The sequence below is a fragment of the Micromonospora tarapacensis genome, from assembly GCF_019697375.1.
GTDB classification, from domain to species: Bacteria; Actinomycetota; Actinomycetes; order Mycobacteriales; family Micromonosporaceae; genus Micromonospora; species Micromonospora tarapacensis.
Genome location: NZ_JAHCDI010000004.1, coordinates 4,130,568 through 4,150,326 on the forward strand (window position 1 = coordinate 4,130,568; position 19,759 = coordinate 4,150,326).

The window sequence follows — 19,759 nt, forward strand, 5'->3', positions numbered from 1 at the left end:
CGCGGTCGGCGCGGCACGCAGAAGCCCAGGAGGAACCGGTGCAACCCGTGACCCGCGTCGAACTTCTCGACCATGTCGGGACCGCCTTCGACAGCGGTCCCGCCAGCCGCGACACGCTACTCGCCGCCGCTGCGGCCAGCCACGCCCGACCTGACGTCATCACCCTGCTGCACCGCCTGCCAGACCGCGACTTCCGCCGGGTACGCGACCTCTGGGAGGAGTTGGCCGACGTGCCGGTCGGCACCTGAGACGGCGCCGGCGATCACCCCGCCGGTTGTCACCACGCCGCCGGCCCACGGGCGTGGCTACCGGCCCACCCAGAAGAACAGGTTGATCCATGCAGGTCCCACCGCCGACGAGCCTCGGCGATCCGACGGGCTCTCTGGCCGGCACCCGCGGTCGCGCCGCCCTGCTCGCCGCCGCCACGGAGGCCAACTCCGCGCGCCTCGGCGAGCGAACCGCACCGACCAGCGCCCAGATCTCCGCCGCGGTACGCGCGCACGACGACACCCCGCCACCTGGACCGCACACCACCTCGGCGATCATGCTGGCCCGCCGGCTGCCCCGGTCGGCCGGCATGATCGACCGGGACATGGTGGTGGCCGGCCCTCAGGCCGCGGGCCCGGACCCCCGGACTGCGGTCGTGGCGGAGAACGACAGTGTCGCGGGCACCTCACGCCGACCCGCTCGGCGGTACGCGCACGTCAACGGCGACGGCGACGGACTGGGCTGAGCCGTACTGGCCGCATGACCAGATCTCGCGCCGCAGAAATCGGGCTCGCCACCGCGGCGCGATCCGGGCATCTACGTGCCGACACACCCCAAGGGCGACTACACACGGCATTCCCGGCGGACACCTCCGGTGATGATCATCACGAAACGCTGAACTCTACCCTCACCCGACGGTAGGTTCTGTGCAGGTCGTCGAGATGCGGCTGCTGGCCCCTCACGGTCTTCATCCGGGCGATGGTGCCCGGAAACGGTCCGGAAACGTCCGACCGGTACTGATATGCACGTAAAGCGCCGTACCCATGCTGGGCACGGCAGCGCGTGTGCGCCCGGCGCGTACACCCCGAACGGAAACGGCTGTATGTCTTCGATGCTGTCCGCGGTCACCCGGCCGCGCCTGTCCCGCCCGTCCTGGCTGTCGCCGAAGGTGTTCCGCACCGAGGTCCTCGCCGGCCTGGTCGTCGCCCTGGCGCTGATCCCGGAGGCGATCAGCTTCTCGATCCTGGCCGGGGTCGATCCCCGCGTCGGCCTGTTCGCCTCCTTCACCATGGCCGTGGTCATCTCGATCTGCGGCGGCCGGCCAGCGATGATCAGCGCCGCGACCGGCGCGATCGCGCTGATCGTCGCGCCGCTGGCCCGGGACCACGGGCTGGACTACCTCATCGCGGCGGTGATCCTCGGCGGCATCATCCAGGTACTGCTCGCGGTGCTCGGGGTGGCGAAGCTGATGCGGTTCATCCCGCGCAGCGTCATGGTCGGCTTCGTCAACGCCCTCGCGATCCTCATCTTCGCCGCCCAGGTGCCGTACCTGCTCGGCGTGCCGTGGCTGGTCTACCCACTCGTCGCCCTCGCCCTGGCGATCATGGTCGGCCTGCCCCGACTCACCAAGGCCGTCCCGGCCCCCCTTGTCGCCATCGTCGTGCTCACCGTGATCACAGTGGTCACCGCGGTTGCGGTGCCGACCGTCGGTGACCAGGGCGAACTGCCGAACAGCCTGCCGACCCTCGGCCTTCCGCAGATCCCCTGGACCATGGACACCCTGGCCGTCATCGCCCCCTACGCCCTCGGCGTGGCACTGGTCGGGCTGATGGAGTCACTGATGACCGCCAAGCTGGTCGACGACATCACCGACACCCGCTCCAACAAGACCCGCGAGTCCTGGGGACAGGGCGTGGCTAACATCGTCACCGGCTTCTTCGGCGGCATGGGCGGCTGCGCCATGATCGGCCAGACGATGATCAACGTGAAGGCGTCCGGCGCCCGTACCCGGCTCTCGACGTTCCTGTCCGGCGTGTTCCTCCTCATCCTGGTGGTCAGCCTCGGCGACGTGGTCGCGGTGATCCCGATGGCCGCCCTGGTCGCCGTGATGATCATCGTTGCCGTCGCCACGTTCGACTGGCACTCCGTCGCCCCCGCCACGCTCAAGCGGATGCCGCTGGGCGAGACCCTGGTCATGGTCACCACCGTCGGCGCGGTGCTCGCCACCCACAACCTGGCGATCGGGGTGATCCTCGGCGTCCTCACCGCCATGGTCATCTTCGCCCGTCGGGTCGCCCACCTGGTGGAGGTCACCAGCGTGCTGGACCCCGACGGCGGCACCCGCATCTACTCCGTGCACGGTGAGCTGTTCTTCGCCTCCAGCAACGACCTGGTCTTCCAGTTCGACTACGCCAACGACCCGCAGAACGTCGTCATCGACATGACACACGCCCACGTGTGGGACGCCTCGTCGGTCGCCGCGCTGGACGCGATCACCACCAAGTACGCCGCGCGGGGCAAGAGCGTGGAGATCATCGAGTTGAACAAGGGCAGCGCCGCCATCCACCGCACCCTCGCCGGCACCCTCAGCGGAAGCCACTGATGTTGGTTGCCGTACAGAGCGCCGGGTCGCAGCACAACCGCGGCCCGGCCACCGGCCGACTGATGCAGATCGGCGAGGCCGCCGACCGGGTCGGACTGAGCATCCGCACCATCCGCCACTACGAGGACGCCGGGCTGATCGTCCCGTCCGCGCGCAGTGAGGGCGGCTTCCGCCTCTACACCGAATCCGACCTCGACCGGCTCGCCGTGGTCAAACGGATGAAGCCCCTCGGCTTCACCCTCGACGAGATGCGAGAGCTGCTCGGCGTCCTGGACGCCCTGCCCACCGCCGGCGAGGACGACCGGCCGAGGTTGCTCGACCGGCTCGGCATGTTCCACACCGTCGCGACCGCCCGGGTCCACGCGCTGCGTGAGCAGCTGGACACCGCCGAGCGCTTCGCGGAGACCCTGCGTCACCAGCTCGACCAGTACGAACTCCAGCCCTGACCGGACACCGCACCCCGGGCCACCCCGCCTGATCGACACCGGCGGGCCCGCCGCCGTCGTCGTCATGCTCCTACCCGGTTGCACGGCGGCGGCGGCGGTCGATTCCGTGTCCTCAGCGCTGAGGCGGTTCGCCGGGCGCGGGGGCCAGGAGGGAGTTACTCGGGCCACGGCTACCGGCCGGGTATTCCCGCAACGGCACCGCCCCCGCCCGCCAGGCGTCGAGCACCGGCTCCACGATGCGCCAGCAGTCCTCGGCGGTGTCGCCCCGCACCGACAGCGTCGGGTCGCCGTCGAAGGCGCCGCGCAGCACCTCCCCGTACGGCGGCAGGCTACCGGGGCCGAAGTCGGCCACCAACTGCACCTGATCAAGCTCCAACGGATCACCCGGGCCGTTGATGTTGACATCGAGACCCAGCCGGTCCGGGCCGAAGCCGATACGCAACCGGTCGGGCTGCTCGTAACCGCTGAGCCCGGCGGGCACCCGGGGCGGCTGCCTGAAGGTGACGATGGCCTCCTTACGCCGACCGGCCAGCGCCTTGCCGGAACGCAACCGAAACGGCACACCCGCCCACCGCCAGGTATCCACCGCCAGCACCACCTCCGCCAGCGTCTCGGTCCCCCGGACCGCATCGACGCCAGGCTCATCGGCGTACCCGGGCAGCCGCCGCCCATCCACCTCCCCGGCCGTGTACCGGGCCCGCCGGCTCCACCGCACCGGATCGCCGTCCCACACCCCCGTGGCCCGCAGCACCTGCGCCTTACGGCCACGCAGATCCCGGGCGTCGAGGGTGGGCGGCGCGTCCATCGCCATCAGCGCGAGGACCTGCAGCAGGTGACTCTGCACCATGTCCACCAACGCGCCGGCACCATCGTAGTAGCCGGCACGGCCCTCCAGACCCAGACTCTCGTCGAAGACGATGTCCACGCACGCCACGTGCGCGGAGTTGAGCACCGGTTCGAAGATCCGGTTGGCAAAACGCAGCCCGAGGATGTTCACCACCGTGGACTTGCCCAGAAAGTGGTCGATGCGGTGCACCTGGTCCTCCGGCACCAACCCGGCCAGGACGGCGTTGAGCGAGCGCGCCGAGGCGGCAGGTGCGAGCCGGCGGCTGCGGCGGTCGACTGGCCGCTGCTGACTCATCGCTCCAGCCGGGGCCGCACTCGGGTTCACCGCAGGTCTGGTCTGGAGAAGTGTCGCTCGGGTGCTGTGCGGGTCGTGACGGCTGCGGCATAGCGCGGTCGGGTGTTGCCGGCTTCCTGGGTCCAGTTCGTCGCGGTTTGTAGGTGCAGGCCGAGGAGTTGGCTGAGCACCGCAGCGGGCAGCTGCCCGGCGAGATCCATGAGGGTGGTGTTGCGGCTCGTGCGGGCGGGGACGCCGAGGCGTCGTAGCCGCGCGCCGAGTTGTTGCGCGCTGAGCGGCTGGCCTGGTGCGGCACCGGGGAACAGCCAGCGGTTCGCCGCGGTGCGGCCCACAGAGCAGATGCGCGACTGGTACACCTCACGCGACCTGCTCGGCGTCGAGGACGAGCAGGTGATCGGCGAGACGGCGACCTTCGAGGAAACCGTCACCACCATCCTGCACACCAGCGGGCTGGCCGGGGCAGCGCCACTTACCCCGTGTCCACGACGCTGCCCACACTGCGCCTCGGACGATCCGCCCACCGACAACGCCAACACCGCCGCCATCAGACTGCCCCGAACCGACCGGCAGAGCCCCAGCCTGCCCAACCGCGATGCGGTCCACTGAACGCGGCATCTTGATCCCGACCCTGGCAACCGGATGGTCGTCACCAGGGTCGGCAGCAACGCCAGGCCATTGAGAATCAGCGAAAGGACCGCCCGATGGATTCCCACGATGCGCCTCCGACCGTCCGCTTCCGGCGGGTGCGCCAGGGGGATCGGGTGCGGATCGTCTCCCCTGCCAGCCCACCCACCCGCGAGGGCATTGCGCGCGGCATGGAGCTGCTGACCTCATGAGGGCTTCAGGTCGAGCTGGGCAACCACGTGTTCGACCAATGGGGCTACATGGCCGGACGAGACGAGGACCGCGCCACCGACCTGAACTCCGCCTTCCGCGACCCTGGAATACGGGCCATCATCACCGCCCGGGGCGGTAAAGGCGCGTACCGCATCGTTGACGACCTGGACATCGATGCCGTACGGCGCGATCCCAAGCCGTTGGTCGGCTTCAGCGACATCAGCCACATCCACCTTGCCTTGTGGGCGCGGGCCGGTCTGGGCCACCCTGCACGGGCCGTTCGCCAACTGGAGCGACGACTGGACAGGGCCATCGTCGGCCGAGGCGCTGCGCCGCGCGCTGATGACCAACGACCCCGTCGTCCTGCACCGGGACCCCGGCGAAGTCGCCGCAGCGATCACCGTCGATGGCACCGCCACAGGGATCCTCGTCGGCGGCAACCTCGACGCGATCCGCACCGAGACCGGGACCGGACTGCCGAGCCTGCGGGGCACGATCCTCTTCCTCGAACATCAGAAAGGCACCGGCCTCGGGGAAGTGGACCGCGCACTCATCCAGCTAACCCGTTCAGGAGCGCTAGACGGCCTGCACGGCATCGCACTCGGCCAGTTCCTCGGATTCGAGCAGACCACCGACGACCCGTCGCTCGGCGGATGGGGCATCACCAACGTCCTGCGAGACCGCCTGAACCGCCTCGGCGTCCCCATCCTTGGCGGACTTCCGGCCGGACATGGCTTGCACCCACCGACGATCCCGCTCGGCACCCAAGCCACCATCGACACGGCCGCCGGAACGCTGACCGTCGAACCGGCCGTCTACTGAATTGCACCCACCGCTATCTGCCGTGCTCGACCGGAAAGATGAGGACATGGTTTCCCGTGTGTCACCGCGCCTACCGTCAAAGAGCAACCCGGATGACGCCTTCGCGGCGCTGGTCGCCCTGGCCGGGCGGGCCGGTGTGGGGATCACCAGGGTTGTCCATCGCACGGACAAGGCCATCGTCGCGACGGGTACCCGAGCTGGTCGCCCGGTCGTGGCGAAGCTGCTGATAAGCGACGACCCGTACTGGGTCAGCCGCCGCGCGCATGAGCTGGACGTCTACGCACGTTTCGCCTCCGACCCGCCGCCGGTACGAGTGCCGGAACTCCTGTGGGCTGACGACCGGCTCACCGTACTTACCAATGTCCCCGGGCGGCGACTACACGACGAGCGCCACCTCACCCGTGACATCTCCCACGCAAAGGTCCAACTGGTCCTGGACACCTTGGAAGCACTCACGCAATGGGCACCCGATCCCGCCCTGCCGGAACCAATCGATTACCACGGAAGGATCCACGGCGAGTTCGCCGCCCAGCTCCTCGACGACGCCGAACGAGCCACACTCCACACCCTCGTCGATCGGATCGGCCCAGATCGCGTCACCGCGCACGGCGACGCATTGCCGGCCAACCTGCTTATCGACGAGGACCGGTGCGCTCTCGTGGACTGGGAGCACAGCGGGAGGTACCTGCCGGGGCATGACCTCGCGCTGCTCTACACCGTCGGGGCGGCGGCGAGCCCCACCCTAGCCACGGCCATCACCGATCGCGTCGCTGCCGGGGGGATCACCACGGAGTACACCATGAACCTGGTGCTGCTGGTCTGCCGGGAGATCCGGATCCACGACTCCCTACCGCTCGGTGCGGCACCCGCTCACCGGATGTCGACCCTGCGCGACCTGCACATCCGCCTCCGCCAGCAACTGCGCCCGGCAAGCCGCTGAGTCAGCGTATCGGGCCTTCATACGTCCAATTGTGCGGATGAAGACCATTTAGTGCTGGCAGCCCTGCCCGGCGACGGCAGAGTCCGCCCCATCATCGTCGCCAACCAGACCAGCGCGCCCGCCGGTATCGGCTAGGACGCGTTGATCTTCGCTTGGGACGGGAGGCTCGTCGACTCCCGTGAGATTGGCTTTCGCGGCTCCCGCGCTTGCCAACATCGACGTCGTCCTCGATCCGCACTGGTACTGGTCACCCGGATGACCGCCTACGACGTGAGGACGAAGCATCTGCTCCACCCCCCAGCGCTCCGCACCGGCCGCCTGACGTCCTCCATTGCCGGTCACGATGCCGCGGTCCGAAACGCACCCACCCACAGCGCAAGCCGGAATCTGTCGCCCCTTTGACCCAGAATGTAGGGTGCCGGCGCGATGAATGAGGTGTGCATGCCGACGCCAGCCCAAACCGCACAAGTCATCCATTTCGTGATCAACAACTTGGGCGACAACAACGGGCATCACACGTTCGAGCAGGTCTGTCTCCAGGTAGCGATTCGGCGCATCGCCGGCAACGTACTGCCAGCCTCAGGCCCAGTGTCTGCGTTTGGCGATCAGGGCCGCGACTTCGAAACCTTCCGGACCTTCCTTGCCGACGGTATGCGGCAAACATCAGGATTCGCCGCACTCCAGTCGGCGCAGGTCATCGCCTTCGCGTGCACGATCCAGCGCGAGCGGCTCAAGACAAAGCTGGAGGCCGACCTACGGGCAATATGCGGTCAGGGCACCCCGGTCGACCGGGTGGTCTTCTTCGTCAGCTCCACTGTGCCGGTGGGGTTGCGCCACCGCGTAGAGGCGGTGGCCCGTAACGAGTACGGAGTTACGGTTACCATCGTCGATGGTGTGGCGCTGGCGACCATGCTCTCGCAGCCGGACCTGTATTGGATCGCTCAGCAGTACCTGCACCTGCCTGGAGAACTGGCCCCGTCCGAGCCACTCGCCACCGTTCGCGTGCTCCGTGGCCACGTCGGTCACGTGGTGGCGGTGGCGTGGTCCCCGGACGGGCAGCGGGTCACTACGACAGGGCAAGACCGCACCGCGCGGCTGTGGAACCCGGCAACGGGCCAACTCCAACACGTCCTTGCCCACCAAAGCCTGGTGGCACAGATGGCGTGGTCACCGGACGGCCGTTACCTCGCCACAGCCAGCCAATCCGGCTTCTCCGGCGGCCAGGTTCGCATCTGGTCCCCGGATTCCGGCACGCTGTGTCGCCGGCTCGATGGCCACGCCGACTCGATCGAGTCCCTCGCCTGGTCACCCGACGGGCTCAAGTTGGCGACCGCCAGCTTCGACGCAACGGCCCGCATCTGGAATGCCGAGACCGGCGAGGTGATGCTCCAGCTTGATCGGCATCGGGGCCCTGTCGAGACCGTGGCGTGGTCACCCGACGGTCAATGGCTGGCCACCAGCAGCCGCGACGGCACTGCACGGATATGGAACGCCCGTACCGGCCGGACCAGGCACCGGCTGGGGCCCCACGGCGACGAAGTCTACGAGTTCGCGTGGTCACCGGATGGACACCTCGTGGCAACTTGCGTCGACAACACGACAAGCGTCTGGGACGGTGCCAGCGGCGAACTGCGCCACACGTTTGGCGTCCACACCGAAATTGTGGTGGCGCTGGCCTGGTCACCTGACAGCGCGTACCTAGCGACGGGCAGCCGCGACGCGACCGCCGTCATCTGGGATGCGCGCCTCGGAGCAGTCGCGCACGTTCTGGCCGGTCACACCAGCATGGTCCGCCGAGTGGCGTGGTCGCCGGATGGCCGGAGCCTGGCGACGGCCAGCTACGACCACACCGCCACCGTCTGGAACACCGCCGATGGTACGAAGGTGCGCACCCTTCACGGTCACTCCGGCTCGCTGTGGTCCGTCGCGTGGTCGCCGGAAGGGCGATTCTTGGCCACCGCCGGCCATGATCAGACGGCGCGGATCTGGCCAATCATGGCTGCGGGCTCACCCCACCGAACAACCCTTGATGACCCGCATTCGTCATGAGACCGGCAGGATGGGTGAGGTGAAGGCTTTCGACTCCCACGCTCTGAATCAGGCAAGCTTATTCGGCACCGATGATCCTCTCCTGACCGCTGGTACCGCCGAGCCGGTACTGATGGCCCTGCATACGAAGTATTACGAGCTCTCTGCGAACGTTGAGACGGCCTCGGACGCACCCGCTTGGCTGTCGCAGCGGAAGGCGAGGATCCGCACGTTGCTGAACTGCTGGTCACCCTGACCAGGTACAAGCGTGATCGACCGCTCGCGCGGGGTCGTCCCGGCACGAGTAGGCCCTGAGTTTGGGACCACTGGTACGGGTTGGATCAAAGCCTGCCTCCTGCTCAGCACCCCAATCGACATGAGTCGCCGGTAGGCTCCCGCCACGTGGGCAACGGGCGGCACGAGTGAGCCTCGGGAACGTCGCCGCCGGGTTGCGGGCCATACTCGAACAGATCGCTCGTCAACGCGCCGCACTGGCCGCCACCGTTTCTTCGGTGAACAGCACGTCCACGCGTCTACGGGCTGTTGTCACCGGCAGCGGCCACGTCCTCGTTCAACAGGCTCTCGCGGCAATGGCAGCATCAACCGAGCAATTACGTGAAGCCGACCGGCAGCTCGCCGGGACCGCGATGGCGATTATCGAGTACGGGCACATCATCGGTATCGCCCTCGCCCCGGCCAGTGCACCCTCAGCATCACCCGCGAGTCCTGGGAAGGTGGCCGCTGGCGATGGGCGGCAGGCCAGCCCGCCACCGTCGTTGTCCCGAGCGCCGTCTGGTCAGCGAAGGGAGGCCGGCGATGCTGCCCCGGCTCCCTTACTGCCGGGCTTCCTGGAATCGTTGCCGGCGCGCCGTTCAGCGGACGCGCCAACCGACGGGGTACTCACCACCACCGGTGGCGAGAAGATCAGCGATGTCTACAGCGGCAAGGAAGGGCCGGGTAAGGGTGGTCCTGGTCTCCGGCCGCCGTTCAAGCACTACGTGTCCGCCCTCGACCACGCCGAGGGGCATGCGGCGGCGGCGATGCGCACGCGGAGGATGACGGAGGCCACCCTGTACCTGAACAACACCCCATGCCAGGACCCGATGGGTTGTGACAGGGTTCTGCCGTATGTTCTGCCGAAAGACGCAAAACTCACCGTCTACGGACCGAACGGGTACGTCAACGTGTACCGGGGCAACGGGAAGGGGTTGGCATGAGTGCCGAGCCGGTCAGGGTCTACTACGACCGCATCGAGCCGGTCGCCGTGGATAGGATCGAAGATCTTGATGCGCTGCTCGACCGGGTAGCGGCCAACCCCGAGTACCAAGAGTTTCCCGTCATGGTGTCACTAGAAACGGGCGACAAGGAACATGTCCTCGAAATCTGCCTCGGCCGGCAAGACCTCAGTATGCTGGTCTGGCACCACGCGTTTCTCGACGTAGCAGCGAGCAAAGGCAGCCTCCACCAACCGGCGGACCTGGCCTACAACTTCGGCGGTTCCCGGACGGACGCCTACGACAGTTCGGCGATTCCTGTGGCGACCGCACGGCAGGCTGTACGAGAGTTCTTCTCCACCAACGGACAACGACCCACGTGTCTCGAATGGCAGACGCCAAACTACGGTGAGCAGGGCGAGACAGCGTAGGGGAGGATGTTCTTCTCAAGATTTCATTGCAAGGCCGGAACCTCTCCCTGATGACGACGGAACCGCCGGTTATGGCGGGCATGAACCGGCGCTTCCTCTGCTCAATCACGAAGGCCCCGGGCGTGGCGGGCTGCGGCGATGGAGCGTTGCCCGGCGAGTTCGATGATGCTGAGCTGGCGGGTGACTCCTGCATGTGGCCAGGCGACCTGGGAGCCGACGCACAGGTGCCGGGGCCGGATGGGCACTCGCCGTCGTCGCGCAGGATGCCACCCGCCCCGAACCGAATCCTCAGCAGGAGCCAGGCGCCACCGAACTCGGTACGAAGGACACGGACGCCGCGGCTGAGCCTCTGGATAAAGCCGGTAATGACTTTGCGGATCCCGTCCTTCATGAAAATCAGAACGCCCTCTAGGGACGCTCTGCGTCAGCCATTTCAGTCGAGACGCTTGCAGCAATTCCGGTTCGGAGTTCCAAAGAGATGTGGCGAAGCGAGGATGCGACATCTGCAAATGAACCATGATTCGGGCTGATGGGTGGAAGCCAAGCAGCGCCCTCGTTGACTACTTGGTCGGCCACGTCGAGGAGGATGTCAGCGGCAGCACGGAGGCCGTCATCAACATCGCCAGCGTCGAAGGCTTCGGCCATGCGATGCATCAGGTTGCAAGGGAATGCTTCATAGGGGATCGGCGCCCCTGGGTCAGCTACCAGCCGCGCTCCGAGTTCAAGTGCTGCTGTAAACCTGTGGGGTTCCGTCGTTGAGCGGACGCACGTGGATGCACTCGTGTCTACGATGACGACGTGGGGATGATGCTCAGGTGAGAGGCCAGGCGCTCCCCGCACCACTGGGTCGAATGTAACGGGCGTATCTGGATCCAGGTCGGCTATGACGGCGGCGAGGTCGGCGACGGTACGGATAGTCCTCGTAGTGTCTCCGGTCGAACGGAAGTTGTCTTCGCGCTCAGCGAAGGTCGCGTGACCCGTCGGCGCCGTCGTCGCAGTGGTCATTCCGCCGCCCTCCCCCTCGATACAAAAATCCCGGCTGTCTGACAGACCGCCGGGTCGCCCGCGAACGCAGGCCGTACGCCGAGGGTAGCCGGCGAGCGGAACCATGGGAACTGCCTTTGCGAGGCGTGGTACCAGCGTGCGCCTGGCGGGTCCAGAATGGTATGCCCTGCCCCTGTCTGTGTGCTCTCAGCCGATCCGCAGGAGATCCCCAACCAACTCGTGAATCGCCGCGTACGTGTCGGGCGAGAGATCCTCCGGGACTTCGACGTCGCGCGTGCGTACGAGGTCGTCGAGCAGCGCGCGGAGTTCGGCCGATCGGCCGTCGACGTGGGCGACGCGCATGGCGTCGACCCAGGGGTGGTCATCAAGGCGGGTTGGGTCTGCAAGCCAGGCCCGCTCCACGGCCCACCGGGCACCGCTGGTGTCGCCAGCTTCGAGGTACAGGTCCACGAGTTGGTGCGCGGTGTCAACTACGGCGGAGGCGAGGTTATGCGGTTGTACGTCGCTTCCGGGTAGCCAGGTATACGGGTTGCGGTAGCCCGATGAGTAGGGCAGTTCCGCGCCGGCGAGGGGTTCGCCGCGGACGAGTTCGAGCGCACGACGGAGGTCGGGAGCGCCGGCTGCTCCCCTGGCTTCGCCCCGAGCCCGGAGACGGCGAAACAGCTGCCAGTCGATGAGTACGCCGGGGGTGAGGCGGTAGAGCCGGTCTGCCCCGGCGTTGGGGGGAAGCCAGTGTGTTCCCTCGGCGTTTTCCCCGAGCCAGCGGCGTACCTTGCTGATGGCGACGCGGCGGCTTCGTGCGTTGACGCCGCGTTCTGGCCAGAGTGCGTCGTCGATTTGTTCGCCTGTGGCTCCGGCTCGGCCCCGTTGCGCTAGGTAGACGACCAGCTCGGAGTAGAAGCGGATCCGCTCGTCGGGCATTTCGCCGGGGGCATCAACTTCGACCGGGCCGAGGATGGCGATGCGCGGCCGGTAGGGGTCGGGTCGGTACCAGCCGTCGAGGTCGTCGTCGAGGGTGGGATCGTGGGGCTCGCGCTGGCGGCTTGAGGGTGCGAATCCGGTCCGGGGGGTCGCTCCGTTGGCTATCGGGGTGAGGGCTGTGATGTCGACTGGTTGCGTCACGGTCGTGCCGGCTTGGGCGGGCGCCGGGGTGCTGCGGTCGGGTTCGGGCACGGCCGGTCGCCTTTCTTGTGCGTGTTCGTCCGTAGTCGGGTGTACGGCGGCCGGGTCGTCGCGCACCTCGTGGTGTTCGTTGTCGTCCGGGTCTTCGTCCTCGATTTCGAGCGACATGTCGTTGAGGTCGAGTAGGTGTCCGTGCGCGTCGGTGCCCTCGGCCCAGGGGTCTGGCTCGGGCGCGGCGGGCACTGGTTCGTCTCCGGGTTGGTCCTCGGTGGGGGCGGCGGCCCGGGCGGCGCGCATGACGGGTGCGAGGCGGGTGAGTTGGTCGCGCGGGAGCCGGGTGGCGGCGGTGTTGGTGATGCTGAGCCAGTCGATGACCAGGCTGCCATCGGTGCTGACATCGACCTGCCAGGTCGTCGGGGTGTCAGTGACGACGGCGACGGCGACGGCGCATCGGCCGGCGAGGCGGAGTTCGGCTGCGAGCGCTGTCAGGTGTTCTTCGGCGTCGGTTGCTTCGGCGATCAGGAGCACATGGGGCATCCAGGCGTCGGCGACGATGTCTCCGACCCGCCCGGCGAAGGTGGACGTGATGCCTGTGTCAGTCATGGCCTTGGCGTTGGCTGCGGCGCGGCGTCGGGCGCGCTCGATCGCGCCGGTTGTTGAGGTTGCCGCGGTGATGCGGTTGCCGCCGATGGCGATCAGGTTGTCGGCGTCGGTGGGGTCGAAGCCTGCCAGTACCACTTCTGCGTCGTCAGACCACTGGTTGGTTGCCAGTTCGGCCGCGATGTATCGGATGAGGTCTGCGGCGCGGTCGGCGTCGCCGCTGATGGTGAGCAGGCCGGTGCGTTCGAGGTCGACCAAGAGGTGGTCGCCGCCGGGCCGGGACGCCACGGTGACGAGGACCGGCAGGGGCGCCAGGGTCTCTTCGACGTTGGGAAGGCTGGCGGTGGCGGGCAGCATCCAGTTCATGGCGGTGCCATCGGGCTGGAACGGTGGGGGTGCTGAGGTGTTGGCCTGGGCCAGCATGAGATGGACCTCGCCGTTGGACAGCCAGGCGGCGGCGAGATCAGGCAGGTCGGCGGGATTGTGGTCGCGTAGGCCGACGGCCAGGGCGCGTAGGGCATGGTCGAGCCGGTTGACGTCGACCGGTTGGGCGGCGGCGCGGACCCGGCGTTCGATGGTGGGATTGGGCGTGGGGATTCGGCGGCCGGGGCGCCGGTGCTGACGCTGGCGGCGTCGGCGTTGTGTGAGGCGGAAGAGGAGTAGCGCCGCGAGGAGTCCGGCGGTGGCCAGGGCAGCGGTGATGGGCAGTGCGGCGTCGATGTCGCTGTCGTCCGCGTTGGCGCCTGGTTGGTCCTCAGCGGCGGCGGATGTGGGCGCAGGCGCTGCCGTCTCGTGGGGCGTCGGCGTTGCCGGGGCCGACGCCTCAGGCGTAGGTGCGGCGCTGGCAGTTGTCGACGGAGTTGGTGTCGCTGATGCTGGTGGCGGGTGTGACGGTGTGACGGTGGCGGGCGCGTTGTCCGAGGGTGTCGCACCAGGGGCGTTCTCGGTTGTTGGCGGTTTCGGGTGTGTGCGGAGTTTGCCGGTGGCGTGGTGACGGGATCCTCGGTCGTCGGCGTCGGCGGGTAGTCGGAGTTTCTGCCCGGCGACGATGTGGTTAGGGAACCGTGGGTCCGCCTTCTCCAGTTCGGGATTGAGGTTGGCGATGTCGACGTAGCGGTTGCCGTCGTCGAGGAATCGTTCGGCGATGTGGTACAGCCAGTCGCCACGCGCTACCTCGTAGACCGGGGCGTTCGCCGTCGCGGTCCTTTCGGTGGTGAAGCTGGTTGGAGGTGCTGTGTTGAAGGATGCGAGGTTGAGGGTGGTCGGTGCCTGTGCGGTGGAGGAGTGCGAGGCGGCGACGCCCAGCGGCGCGGACGGCATCGTGATCGCGTTTGCGCTGGCCACGGCTGGTGCCGCGCTGATGGACAGGGCTGCGGCGACGAGCGCGGCTGCGCGGCGTTGCTGCCAGGCGAGGCCAAGGATTCGGGGAGGTCGCCAACGGAAGATGTGGCAGATGATTTCCAAGAGGAGCGGTAGGGCGAAGGATGCCCAGCCGATCCATCCGGCCCAGGTGATCGCGGTCAGGAACACGCTGCCGTCGTCCCGGCCGGTGAGCAGCTCGCCGAGGTGGGACCAGGTGGGCAACTGGTCGGGCAGCGGGTTACCGGCTAAGGCGTAGAGGGCGTATGGGATGCCGCCGAAGGTAGCCAGGATGCTCAGTTGAGCGGCGAGGCGGGTGGTGATGCCGACGGCGCGTGGCCGGCGGGTGGACGGAGTGTTTCTGCGAGCCGGGTTGGCCATGGATCATCCCACCAGCAGTGTTGCGGTGACGGTTGCATTTGCGGGGATCGTCGTGACACCGGGCAGGACGTCGACCAAGAGTGGGTCGTACTGCACGGTGACCGTGACGGTGAGCTGCTGTCCGTCGTCGTCGACGGTGGCCTGCCAGTCGGTGATGCCTGCGGTCGTGAGGTAGTCCACGACGGCGTCGATGGCTTTGGTCGTGTCGACTTCCTTCGTCTCGCCGTTGATAGCTTCGGGTAGTCGGATTGCCTGTCCGCCCGCCCTGGCTGCCTCGGCGGCGATGTTGTTCGCCCGCTGGGTGGTGCGGATGTATCCGGCGCCATCGCCGGCTAGGCCGATCATGGCGATCAGGCCGGGCAAAACGATGGCGTAGAACAGCCCGATACGGCCGGCGTCGCGGCCGATCGGGCGTGTGGATAGGCGGCGGGTCATCCGGTCCTGCTCCGGAACAGATCGAGCGGTGAGCTGTAGGCGGCAGTGATCCACCGAGAGGTCGGCATGCCTGGCATCGCGCCTGCGGACAGGTCGACGCGGCACTCGACGGTGACGGTCACGCTGGCCGGCTCGCCGACATCGCGGGCGAACTGTGTGGTGTCCACGCTGACGAGCAGGTTGAGGCAGTGAATGTCCTGCGCGTCGAGGGTGGTTTGAATCGAGGACTCGGCGCGGCTCTGCGCGGTGGCCGAATCGCGGGCGAGCGACGCGGCTCGCGCAGCGGAGTAGGTCGCGGCGTCGAGCGCGGCATTTGCCAGGGAGATCCGGCCGACGAGCATGGCGAAGCTGGCAACCAGTAGCAGGCTGGGCGCCAGAATAGCCAGCTCGATAGTGACCGAGCCGCGTTGTCTCCCTGGTTGCCGTCTCACGAATCGCTCTCTGTGGTGAACCGCTCAATTGGGCTGTAGGCGGTCTGGCTGACCTGGAACCGCATTCCCAGCCAGCCGAGGGTGGTACCGGTGACGGTGACCCGCACCGCCGTGGGCTCGGCGGCTGCCTCGGTTACGGGGGTGACCGCTATCTCCCAGTCGTTGAGTACGTCGCCCATGCGGGTCAGGTAGGCGCTGGCCTGCGCTTGGCCGGCACCGTCCGGGGCACGGTTGGCCGACTCGGCGGCGGCACCTTGCTGCGCCGCGGCCAGGGCGACCGTGCGCCCGTAGAAGATGTTCGCGACCTGCACACCGAGGAGGATCAACATCACGAAGGTGGGGAACAAGATCGCCATCTCGATGTTGCTCGAACCTCGGTCGCCGGTCAGGTTCCTGAGCCAGCGTGGCCACCGGCCCAGGAGCCTGACTGGGGTATTCATCACGGTGCAGGCACAGCCGGGGCTGCGGCGTCCGGCCATAGCCCGATCCATCCGTACACGTAGTCGGATGCGGCGGTGAGCAGGGCGAGCGCGATGACGGCCGCGATTGCGTAGATGATCGCGGTCGGCACGACTTCGCCCCGGTCATCGCGGCGTAGCGTGGCGAGTAGCCGCAGGGCGTACATGGTCCAAACGGATGGGTTGGTGGCATCCATGGCAACCTCCTGTTTCGTGCTCAGTTGACGGTGGGCGCGGCGAGCAGCCGTGCCGCGAAGGGGTAGAGAGCCAGCAGCATGAGCACCACCAGCAGCAGAGCGCCGGGAATCTCCAGTTGCGAGGTGCGCAGTTCGGCGCGGGCCAACTCGTCGGTCCGGATCTGGGCGCGTAGGGACGTGGCTCGGGCCCGCAACGTCCGGTAGACCTGGGCACCCGTGACGCCTGCGGCTTGCATGATGTCGCCGAGGTCGCCCAGTTCCGGCACGCCAAGGTCGGTCCCGAGTTCCTTGAGCCCGTCCCACGGCGCCGACACGGACAGTTCGGCTCGCAGCAGGGTTTGCCGGATCCGGGCGAAGACCCAGCCGGTGCCTTTGCTGGCCGCTCGAATGAGCGATTCCTCGGTGCCGCGTCCTGCCGCGCGCTGCAACGCGACCAGGTCGATGAACGTGCAAACCGCACGGCGGCACTCACGCCTGGCGACGACGGCCTTCTGGCCGACGTCCCGGTAGACGATGAGGATGAGCAGCGCGGAGAAGCCAATCGCGGCGCCGACCGGTACGCCGGTGCCGAAGCTGCGTCCCATCAGCGCCAGCAAGCCGAGCAGGACCGACGGTACGGCGAGCCCGATCAGGCCGGTGACGATGAGGCTGGTGACGAACTCCTCGGGGGTTCGACCCAGCAGCCGTAGATCGGTGGCTGGGATGATCCGTTGCATGCGGGTAGCCAGGCGGCCGATGGCCTTGGACCGCCCGGACTGGGGCGCCACCCCGCCGGTCGGAGGTTGCAGGCGGGCGAGTGCCGGGCCGAGCGCTGGGCTGGCCGGGCGTAGCTCGTGGACGGCGAGGAACACTGCAAGGCCGAATGCTGCACCGAGTACGGCGGTGATGCTGATCCAGGTGGGTGTCATGACGGGCTCCGCCCGGCGGTGCTTGGGGCTGCGGACAGGAACCGTTGTTCTGCCGGTGGCAGGCTCAACGTCCGTGCCCACCACAGGCAGCCGATGAAGGCGCACGCTAGGACGGCGAGCACGACCTGACCGCGGGTGTCGGCGTACGGGGCGGTGTACTGGCCACTGGCCAGGCCGAAGGCGACCAGCAGGACCGACCCGATAGTGAGGAACCGGATCTGGAATCGCGCCCGGGATCGCTTCGAGGACGTTTCGCGGCGCATCGCGACCTCGTCGGCCGCCGCTTCTGCGATGCCGGTCAGCGCGTCGGTCAGCTTGGCGCCCCGGTCGCTGAGGTGCAGCGCGAGCGCCACGACAACCTGGTCGCACACCGGATCCTGGAGGGCTTCGGCGAACTCGTAGAGCGCCGTTTCGGCCTCCCATCCGGCTTGAATCCGCGCGGCGAGCAACTGGACCTCGACGGTGATCGCCTCCGGAGCGGTCTGCGCGGTCTCGACGATGGCCTCCTGGAGCCCGACGCCGGAGTCCTCGACGTCGCGTAGGCGGCGGGTCCATGCCTCCACCGCCTCGACCCGGGTGATGGAGCGCTGTTCCTCCTTGCCCGCGGACATCAGCCAGGGCACGCCCGGAACGGCGAGGGCGACGAGTGGGGCTGCCACGGGTACCCCGCTGATGACCCAGGCGAGGATCCCGGCCGCGAGCGCGCCGAGCACCCAGGCTTGGTGGCGGCGTTGGGCTTGCCTGGCGGTGCCGGATCCGTACCAGAGCCAGCGGACTCGCGTCGCCCACGGCGGCGGCGGCCGTTCCGGTTCGGCGGTCCCGGCGAGCGCTGTGATGCCCAACGCGAGGCTGCCGACGAGACCGGCGCCGAGCATGGCGGCGATGAGGATTGGGTTCACCCCCGTACCCCCAGCCGGGGTAGCGGCCGAGGCCACGCACCCCGTCCGCGGTGCGCGGTCAGGACTGTCGGGTCGTAGCCAGCAAGGAGGAAGTGCTGCTTGAGCCGATCCGGCTGGTGCATCGGCACGGCACGGCCGTCCGGCCCAGGCCCGAAGATCTGGGTGGTGCGGGGCCGGCCGTCCTCCACCAGGCCGCCCACCTCGATCACGTGGGAAACGAACCGGTGCTTGCGGCCCCCGATTGCGCTCTCGTCGATGAGGTTGACGTAGACGACCAGGTCAAGGGCGTTCGCCACCTGGAGATACGCGCGCCGGTCGGACCGCTCGTCGCGGTGGCTGAGCGCCAGCTCCACAACGCGGTCGAAGACCAAACCGGGCTCGCGGGCGTGGATCGTGCACAGGGACCCGTTGGTCGTGCCCATCGCCTGGAGCATGGCGACGACCTCCCGGGACCGGACCTCGCCGACGATGATGCGCCTCGCGTTGAGCTGCAACCCGATCGGAATCAGGTCGTCAAGCGTGATCTCGCCGACTGGCCGGCCGTCCGGACCTCGCTCACCGTGGCCCTCCCGGGTCTCCATGGAGACTGCCCATGGGTGGCTGCCGGTCTTGTGCAGGCCCAGCTCGCGAGCTTCCTCCATGACGATCATCCACTCGTCAGGTGGGATCTCGCTCGCCAGCGCCCGCAAGAGTGAGGTCTTACCGCTGCCTGGCACACCGGCGACCATGATGTTGAGGCCGGCCATCATCGCGGCGCGGAGGAAGTCCCGCAGGACCGGATCGATCATGGCGCTTTTGTTCGGGTCTGCCTGGTCGAGGGTGACGAGTTCATCAAGGGTTACCTTGAGAATCTGGTGGTTACGGATGACCGCGACGGGCCGCTGCGTCACCAGATACGTCGCCGCGAGACGCTGCCCGCCGGGCATCTCCATGCTCAGCGTGGGCTTGTCCTTGGTCAGCGCCCGTTCGGTGCCGCCGGCACGACGCGCGAGCGCCTGAAGCAGCAGGACGAGTTCCTCGTCGCTGTCCGCGACTGGCGCCTCGAAATCAACGCGCCCGTCCGGACGCTCAACTCGAACGCCGTCGGCACCAAGGATGGTGATGGTGTCGAAGGGCTCGCGCAGCAGCCGATCAAGCCGGCCAAGGCCCAGCAGCGCCGCGAGCACCCCGTCAAGCAATCGCCGCTCGTAGTCGCTGCTGAGCGGGCTACCGCTCATCCTTTGCTGGTCGATGTACTCGCCGACGCGCCGCGATGCGATCCGTCGCCCCTCGGCCTCTCGATCGGCCGGGCTGATGTACTCACGCCCTGCCAGCAAGCGCGACAACTCGTCGCTGACCGCGTTCTGAAGTGACCGGATAACCGCGTAGTCAGGTTCGTCCACCGCCGGGACGAGTGCCTGCGAGGGCGACGCGACGAGCGCGGCGACGGTGCCGTTGGCGTGGCCGTTCTGTGGCGCCCGGGATGCGCCCTGCGCCATGGATACCCCGTCGACCGGGTCGCGCCACCGGGGGTGC

The 19,759-nt window shown here is 68.1% G+C and carries 22 protein-coding genes and 2 pseudogenes; 13 read left to right on the forward strand and 11 right to left on the reverse strand.

Annotated elements, in window-relative coordinates; genetic code table 11:
• Positions 1-38: 38 nt before the first annotated feature.
• The 4 genes from KIF24_RS24695 (at position 39) to KIF24_RS24710 (ending at position 3,036) form a co-directional block, all read left to right on the forward strand.
• Positions 39-248 carry a DUF2795 domain-containing protein gene (locus KIF24_RS24695; protein WP_221086076.1) on the forward strand — a complete coding sequence of 70 codons (210 nt, stop codon included), beginning with the start codon at positions 39-41 and terminating at the stop codon, positions 246-248.
• An 89-nt stretch (positions 249-337) separates the two neighbouring features.
• Positions 338-733, forward strand: a complete 396-nt coding sequence (locus KIF24_RS24700) for a hypothetical protein (RefSeq protein ID WP_221086077.1) — start codon at positions 338-340, stop codon at positions 731-733.
• A gap of 357 nt (positions 734-1,090) precedes the next feature.
• Positions 1,091-2,590: a SulP family inorganic anion transporter gene (locus KIF24_RS24705; RefSeq protein ID WP_221086078.1), complete on the forward strand. Its 1,500-nt coding sequence runs from the start codon at positions 1,091-1,093 to the stop codon at positions 2,588-2,590.
• Entirely contained in the window at positions 2,590-3,036 is a 447-nt protein-coding gene (locus KIF24_RS24710) for a MerR family transcriptional regulator (protein ID WP_221086079.1), read from the forward strand. The genes KIF24_RS24705 and KIF24_RS24710 overlap by 1 nt, the downstream gene beginning before the upstream one ends.
• Positions 3,037-3,148: 112 nt before the next feature.
• Here the strand turns inward: KIF24_RS24710 and KIF24_RS24715 are convergent.
• Positions 3,149-4,129, reverse strand: a pseudogene (locus KIF24_RS24715) (glucose-6-phosphate dehydrogenase); the annotation flags it as partial.
• Positions 4,130-4,203: 74 nt separating this feature from the next.
• Complete coding sequence (locus KIF24_RS24720) at positions 4,204-4,509, reverse strand: hypothetical protein (RefSeq protein WP_221086080.1); 306 nt, start codon at positions 4,507-4,509, stop codon at positions 4,204-4,206.
• Here KIF24_RS24720 and KIF24_RS24725 point away from each other — a divergent pair.
• From KIF24_RS24725 to KIF24_RS24755, 9 genes and pseudogenes are all read left to right on the forward strand, one after another.
• Positions 4,499-4,783, forward strand: coding sequence for a P-loop NTPase family protein (locus tag KIF24_RS24725; RefSeq protein ID WP_221086081.1), 285 nt, complete (start codon positions 4,499-4,501; stop codon positions 4,781-4,783). The two genes, KIF24_RS24720 and KIF24_RS24725, sit on opposite strands and share 11 nt — an antisense overlap.
• Before the next feature lie 95 nt (positions 4,784-4,878).
• On the forward strand, positions 4,879-5,013 hold the full coding sequence (locus KIF24_RS34750; RefSeq protein WP_331461272.1) for a hypothetical protein: 135 nt from the start codon (positions 4,879-4,881) through the stop codon (positions 5,011-5,013).
• Positions 5,014-5,061: 48 nt separating this feature from the next.
• Positions 5,062-5,214, forward strand: a pseudogene (locus KIF24_RS34755) (LD-carboxypeptidase); the annotation flags it as partial.
• A gap of 142 nt (positions 5,215-5,356) precedes the next feature.
• The gene (locus KIF24_RS34760; RefSeq protein ID WP_331461273.1) at positions 5,357-5,836 is read left to right on the forward strand and encodes a hypothetical protein; all 480 of its coding nucleotides are present in this window, start codon (positions 5,357-5,359) and stop codon (positions 5,834-5,836) included.
• A gap of 46 nt (positions 5,837-5,882) precedes the next feature.
• Positions 5,883-6,776: an aminoglycoside phosphotransferase family protein gene (locus KIF24_RS24735; protein ID WP_221086082.1), complete on the forward strand. Its 894-nt coding sequence runs from the start codon at positions 5,883-5,885 to the stop codon at positions 6,774-6,776.
• Positions 6,777-7,202: 426 nt separating this feature from the next.
• On the forward strand, positions 7,203-8,825 hold the full coding sequence (locus tag KIF24_RS24740) for a WD40 repeat domain-containing protein (RefSeq protein WP_221086083.1): 1,623 nt from the start codon (positions 7,203-7,205) through the stop codon (positions 8,823-8,825).
• 19 nt (positions 8,826-8,844) lie between these two features.
• The gene (locus KIF24_RS24745) at positions 8,845-9,060 is read left to right on the forward strand and encodes a hypothetical protein (RefSeq protein ID WP_221086084.1); all 216 of its coding nucleotides are present in this window, start codon (positions 8,845-8,847) and stop codon (positions 9,058-9,060) included.
• Between the two features lie 166 nt (positions 9,061-9,226).
• Entirely contained in the window at positions 9,227-10,021 is a 795-nt protein-coding gene (locus KIF24_RS24750; protein WP_221086085.1) for a DddA-like double-stranded DNA deaminase toxin, read from the forward strand.
• Positions 10,018-10,449 (forward strand): Imm1 family immunity protein, encoded by a 432-nt coding sequence (locus KIF24_RS24755; RefSeq protein ID WP_221086086.1) that lies wholly within the window; start codon positions 10,018-10,020, stop codon positions 10,447-10,449. Before KIF24_RS24750 ends, KIF24_RS24755 begins: the two co-directional genes overlap by 4 nt.
• Before the next feature lie 408 nt (positions 10,450-10,857).
• On the opposite strand, the gene KIF24_RS24760 is transcribed toward KIF24_RS24755, so the two are convergent.
• From KIF24_RS24760 to KIF24_RS24800, 9 genes are all read right to left on the reverse strand, one after another.
• Positions 10,858-11,454, reverse strand: coding sequence for a hypothetical protein (locus KIF24_RS24760; RefSeq protein WP_221086087.1), 597 nt, complete (start codon positions 11,452-11,454; stop codon positions 10,858-10,860).
• Positions 11,455-11,640: 186 nt separating this feature from the next.
• Complete coding sequence (locus KIF24_RS24765; protein ID WP_221086088.1) at positions 11,641-14,916, reverse strand: LysM peptidoglycan-binding domain-containing protein; 3,276 nt, start codon at positions 14,914-14,916, stop codon at positions 11,641-11,643.
• A gap of 3 nt (positions 14,917-14,919) precedes the next feature.
• On the reverse strand, positions 14,920-15,351 hold the full coding sequence (locus KIF24_RS24770) for a pilus assembly protein TadG-related protein (protein WP_221086089.1): 432 nt from the start codon (positions 15,349-15,351) through the stop codon (positions 14,920-14,922).
• Positions 15,348-15,782 (reverse strand): TadE/TadG family type IV pilus assembly protein, encoded by a 435-nt coding sequence (locus KIF24_RS24775; protein ID WP_221086090.1) that lies wholly within the window; start codon positions 15,780-15,782, stop codon positions 15,348-15,350. Before KIF24_RS24775 ends, KIF24_RS24770 begins: the two co-directional genes overlap by 4 nt.
• The gene (locus KIF24_RS24780) at positions 15,779-16,273 is read right to left on the reverse strand and encodes a TadE family protein (RefSeq protein WP_331461274.1); all 495 of its coding nucleotides are present in this window, start codon (positions 16,271-16,273) and stop codon (positions 15,779-15,781) included. Before KIF24_RS24780 ends, KIF24_RS24775 begins: the two co-directional genes overlap by 4 nt.
• Positions 16,222-16,437, reverse strand: a complete 216-nt coding sequence (locus tag KIF24_RS24785; protein ID WP_221086092.1) for a hypothetical protein — start codon at positions 16,435-16,437, stop codon at positions 16,222-16,224. Before KIF24_RS24785 ends, KIF24_RS24780 begins: the two co-directional genes overlap by 52 nt.
• Before the next feature lie 20 nt (positions 16,438-16,457).
• On the reverse strand, positions 16,458-17,345 hold the full coding sequence (locus tag KIF24_RS24790) for a type II secretion system F family protein (protein ID WP_221086093.1): 888 nt from the start codon (positions 17,343-17,345) through the stop codon (positions 16,458-16,460).
• Positions 17,342-18,244, reverse strand: a complete 903-nt coding sequence (locus KIF24_RS24795; protein ID WP_221086094.1) for a type II secretion system F family protein — start codon at positions 18,242-18,244, stop codon at positions 17,342-17,344. Before KIF24_RS24795 ends, KIF24_RS24790 begins: the two co-directional genes overlap by 4 nt.
• The gene (locus tag KIF24_RS24800) at positions 18,241-19,722 is read right to left on the reverse strand and encodes a CpaF/VirB11 family protein (RefSeq protein WP_230415873.1); all 1,482 of its coding nucleotides are present in this window, start codon (positions 19,720-19,722) and stop codon (positions 18,241-18,243) included. The genes KIF24_RS24795 and KIF24_RS24800 overlap by 4 nt, the downstream gene beginning before the upstream one ends.
• Positions 19,723-19,759: the final 37 nt, after the last annotated feature.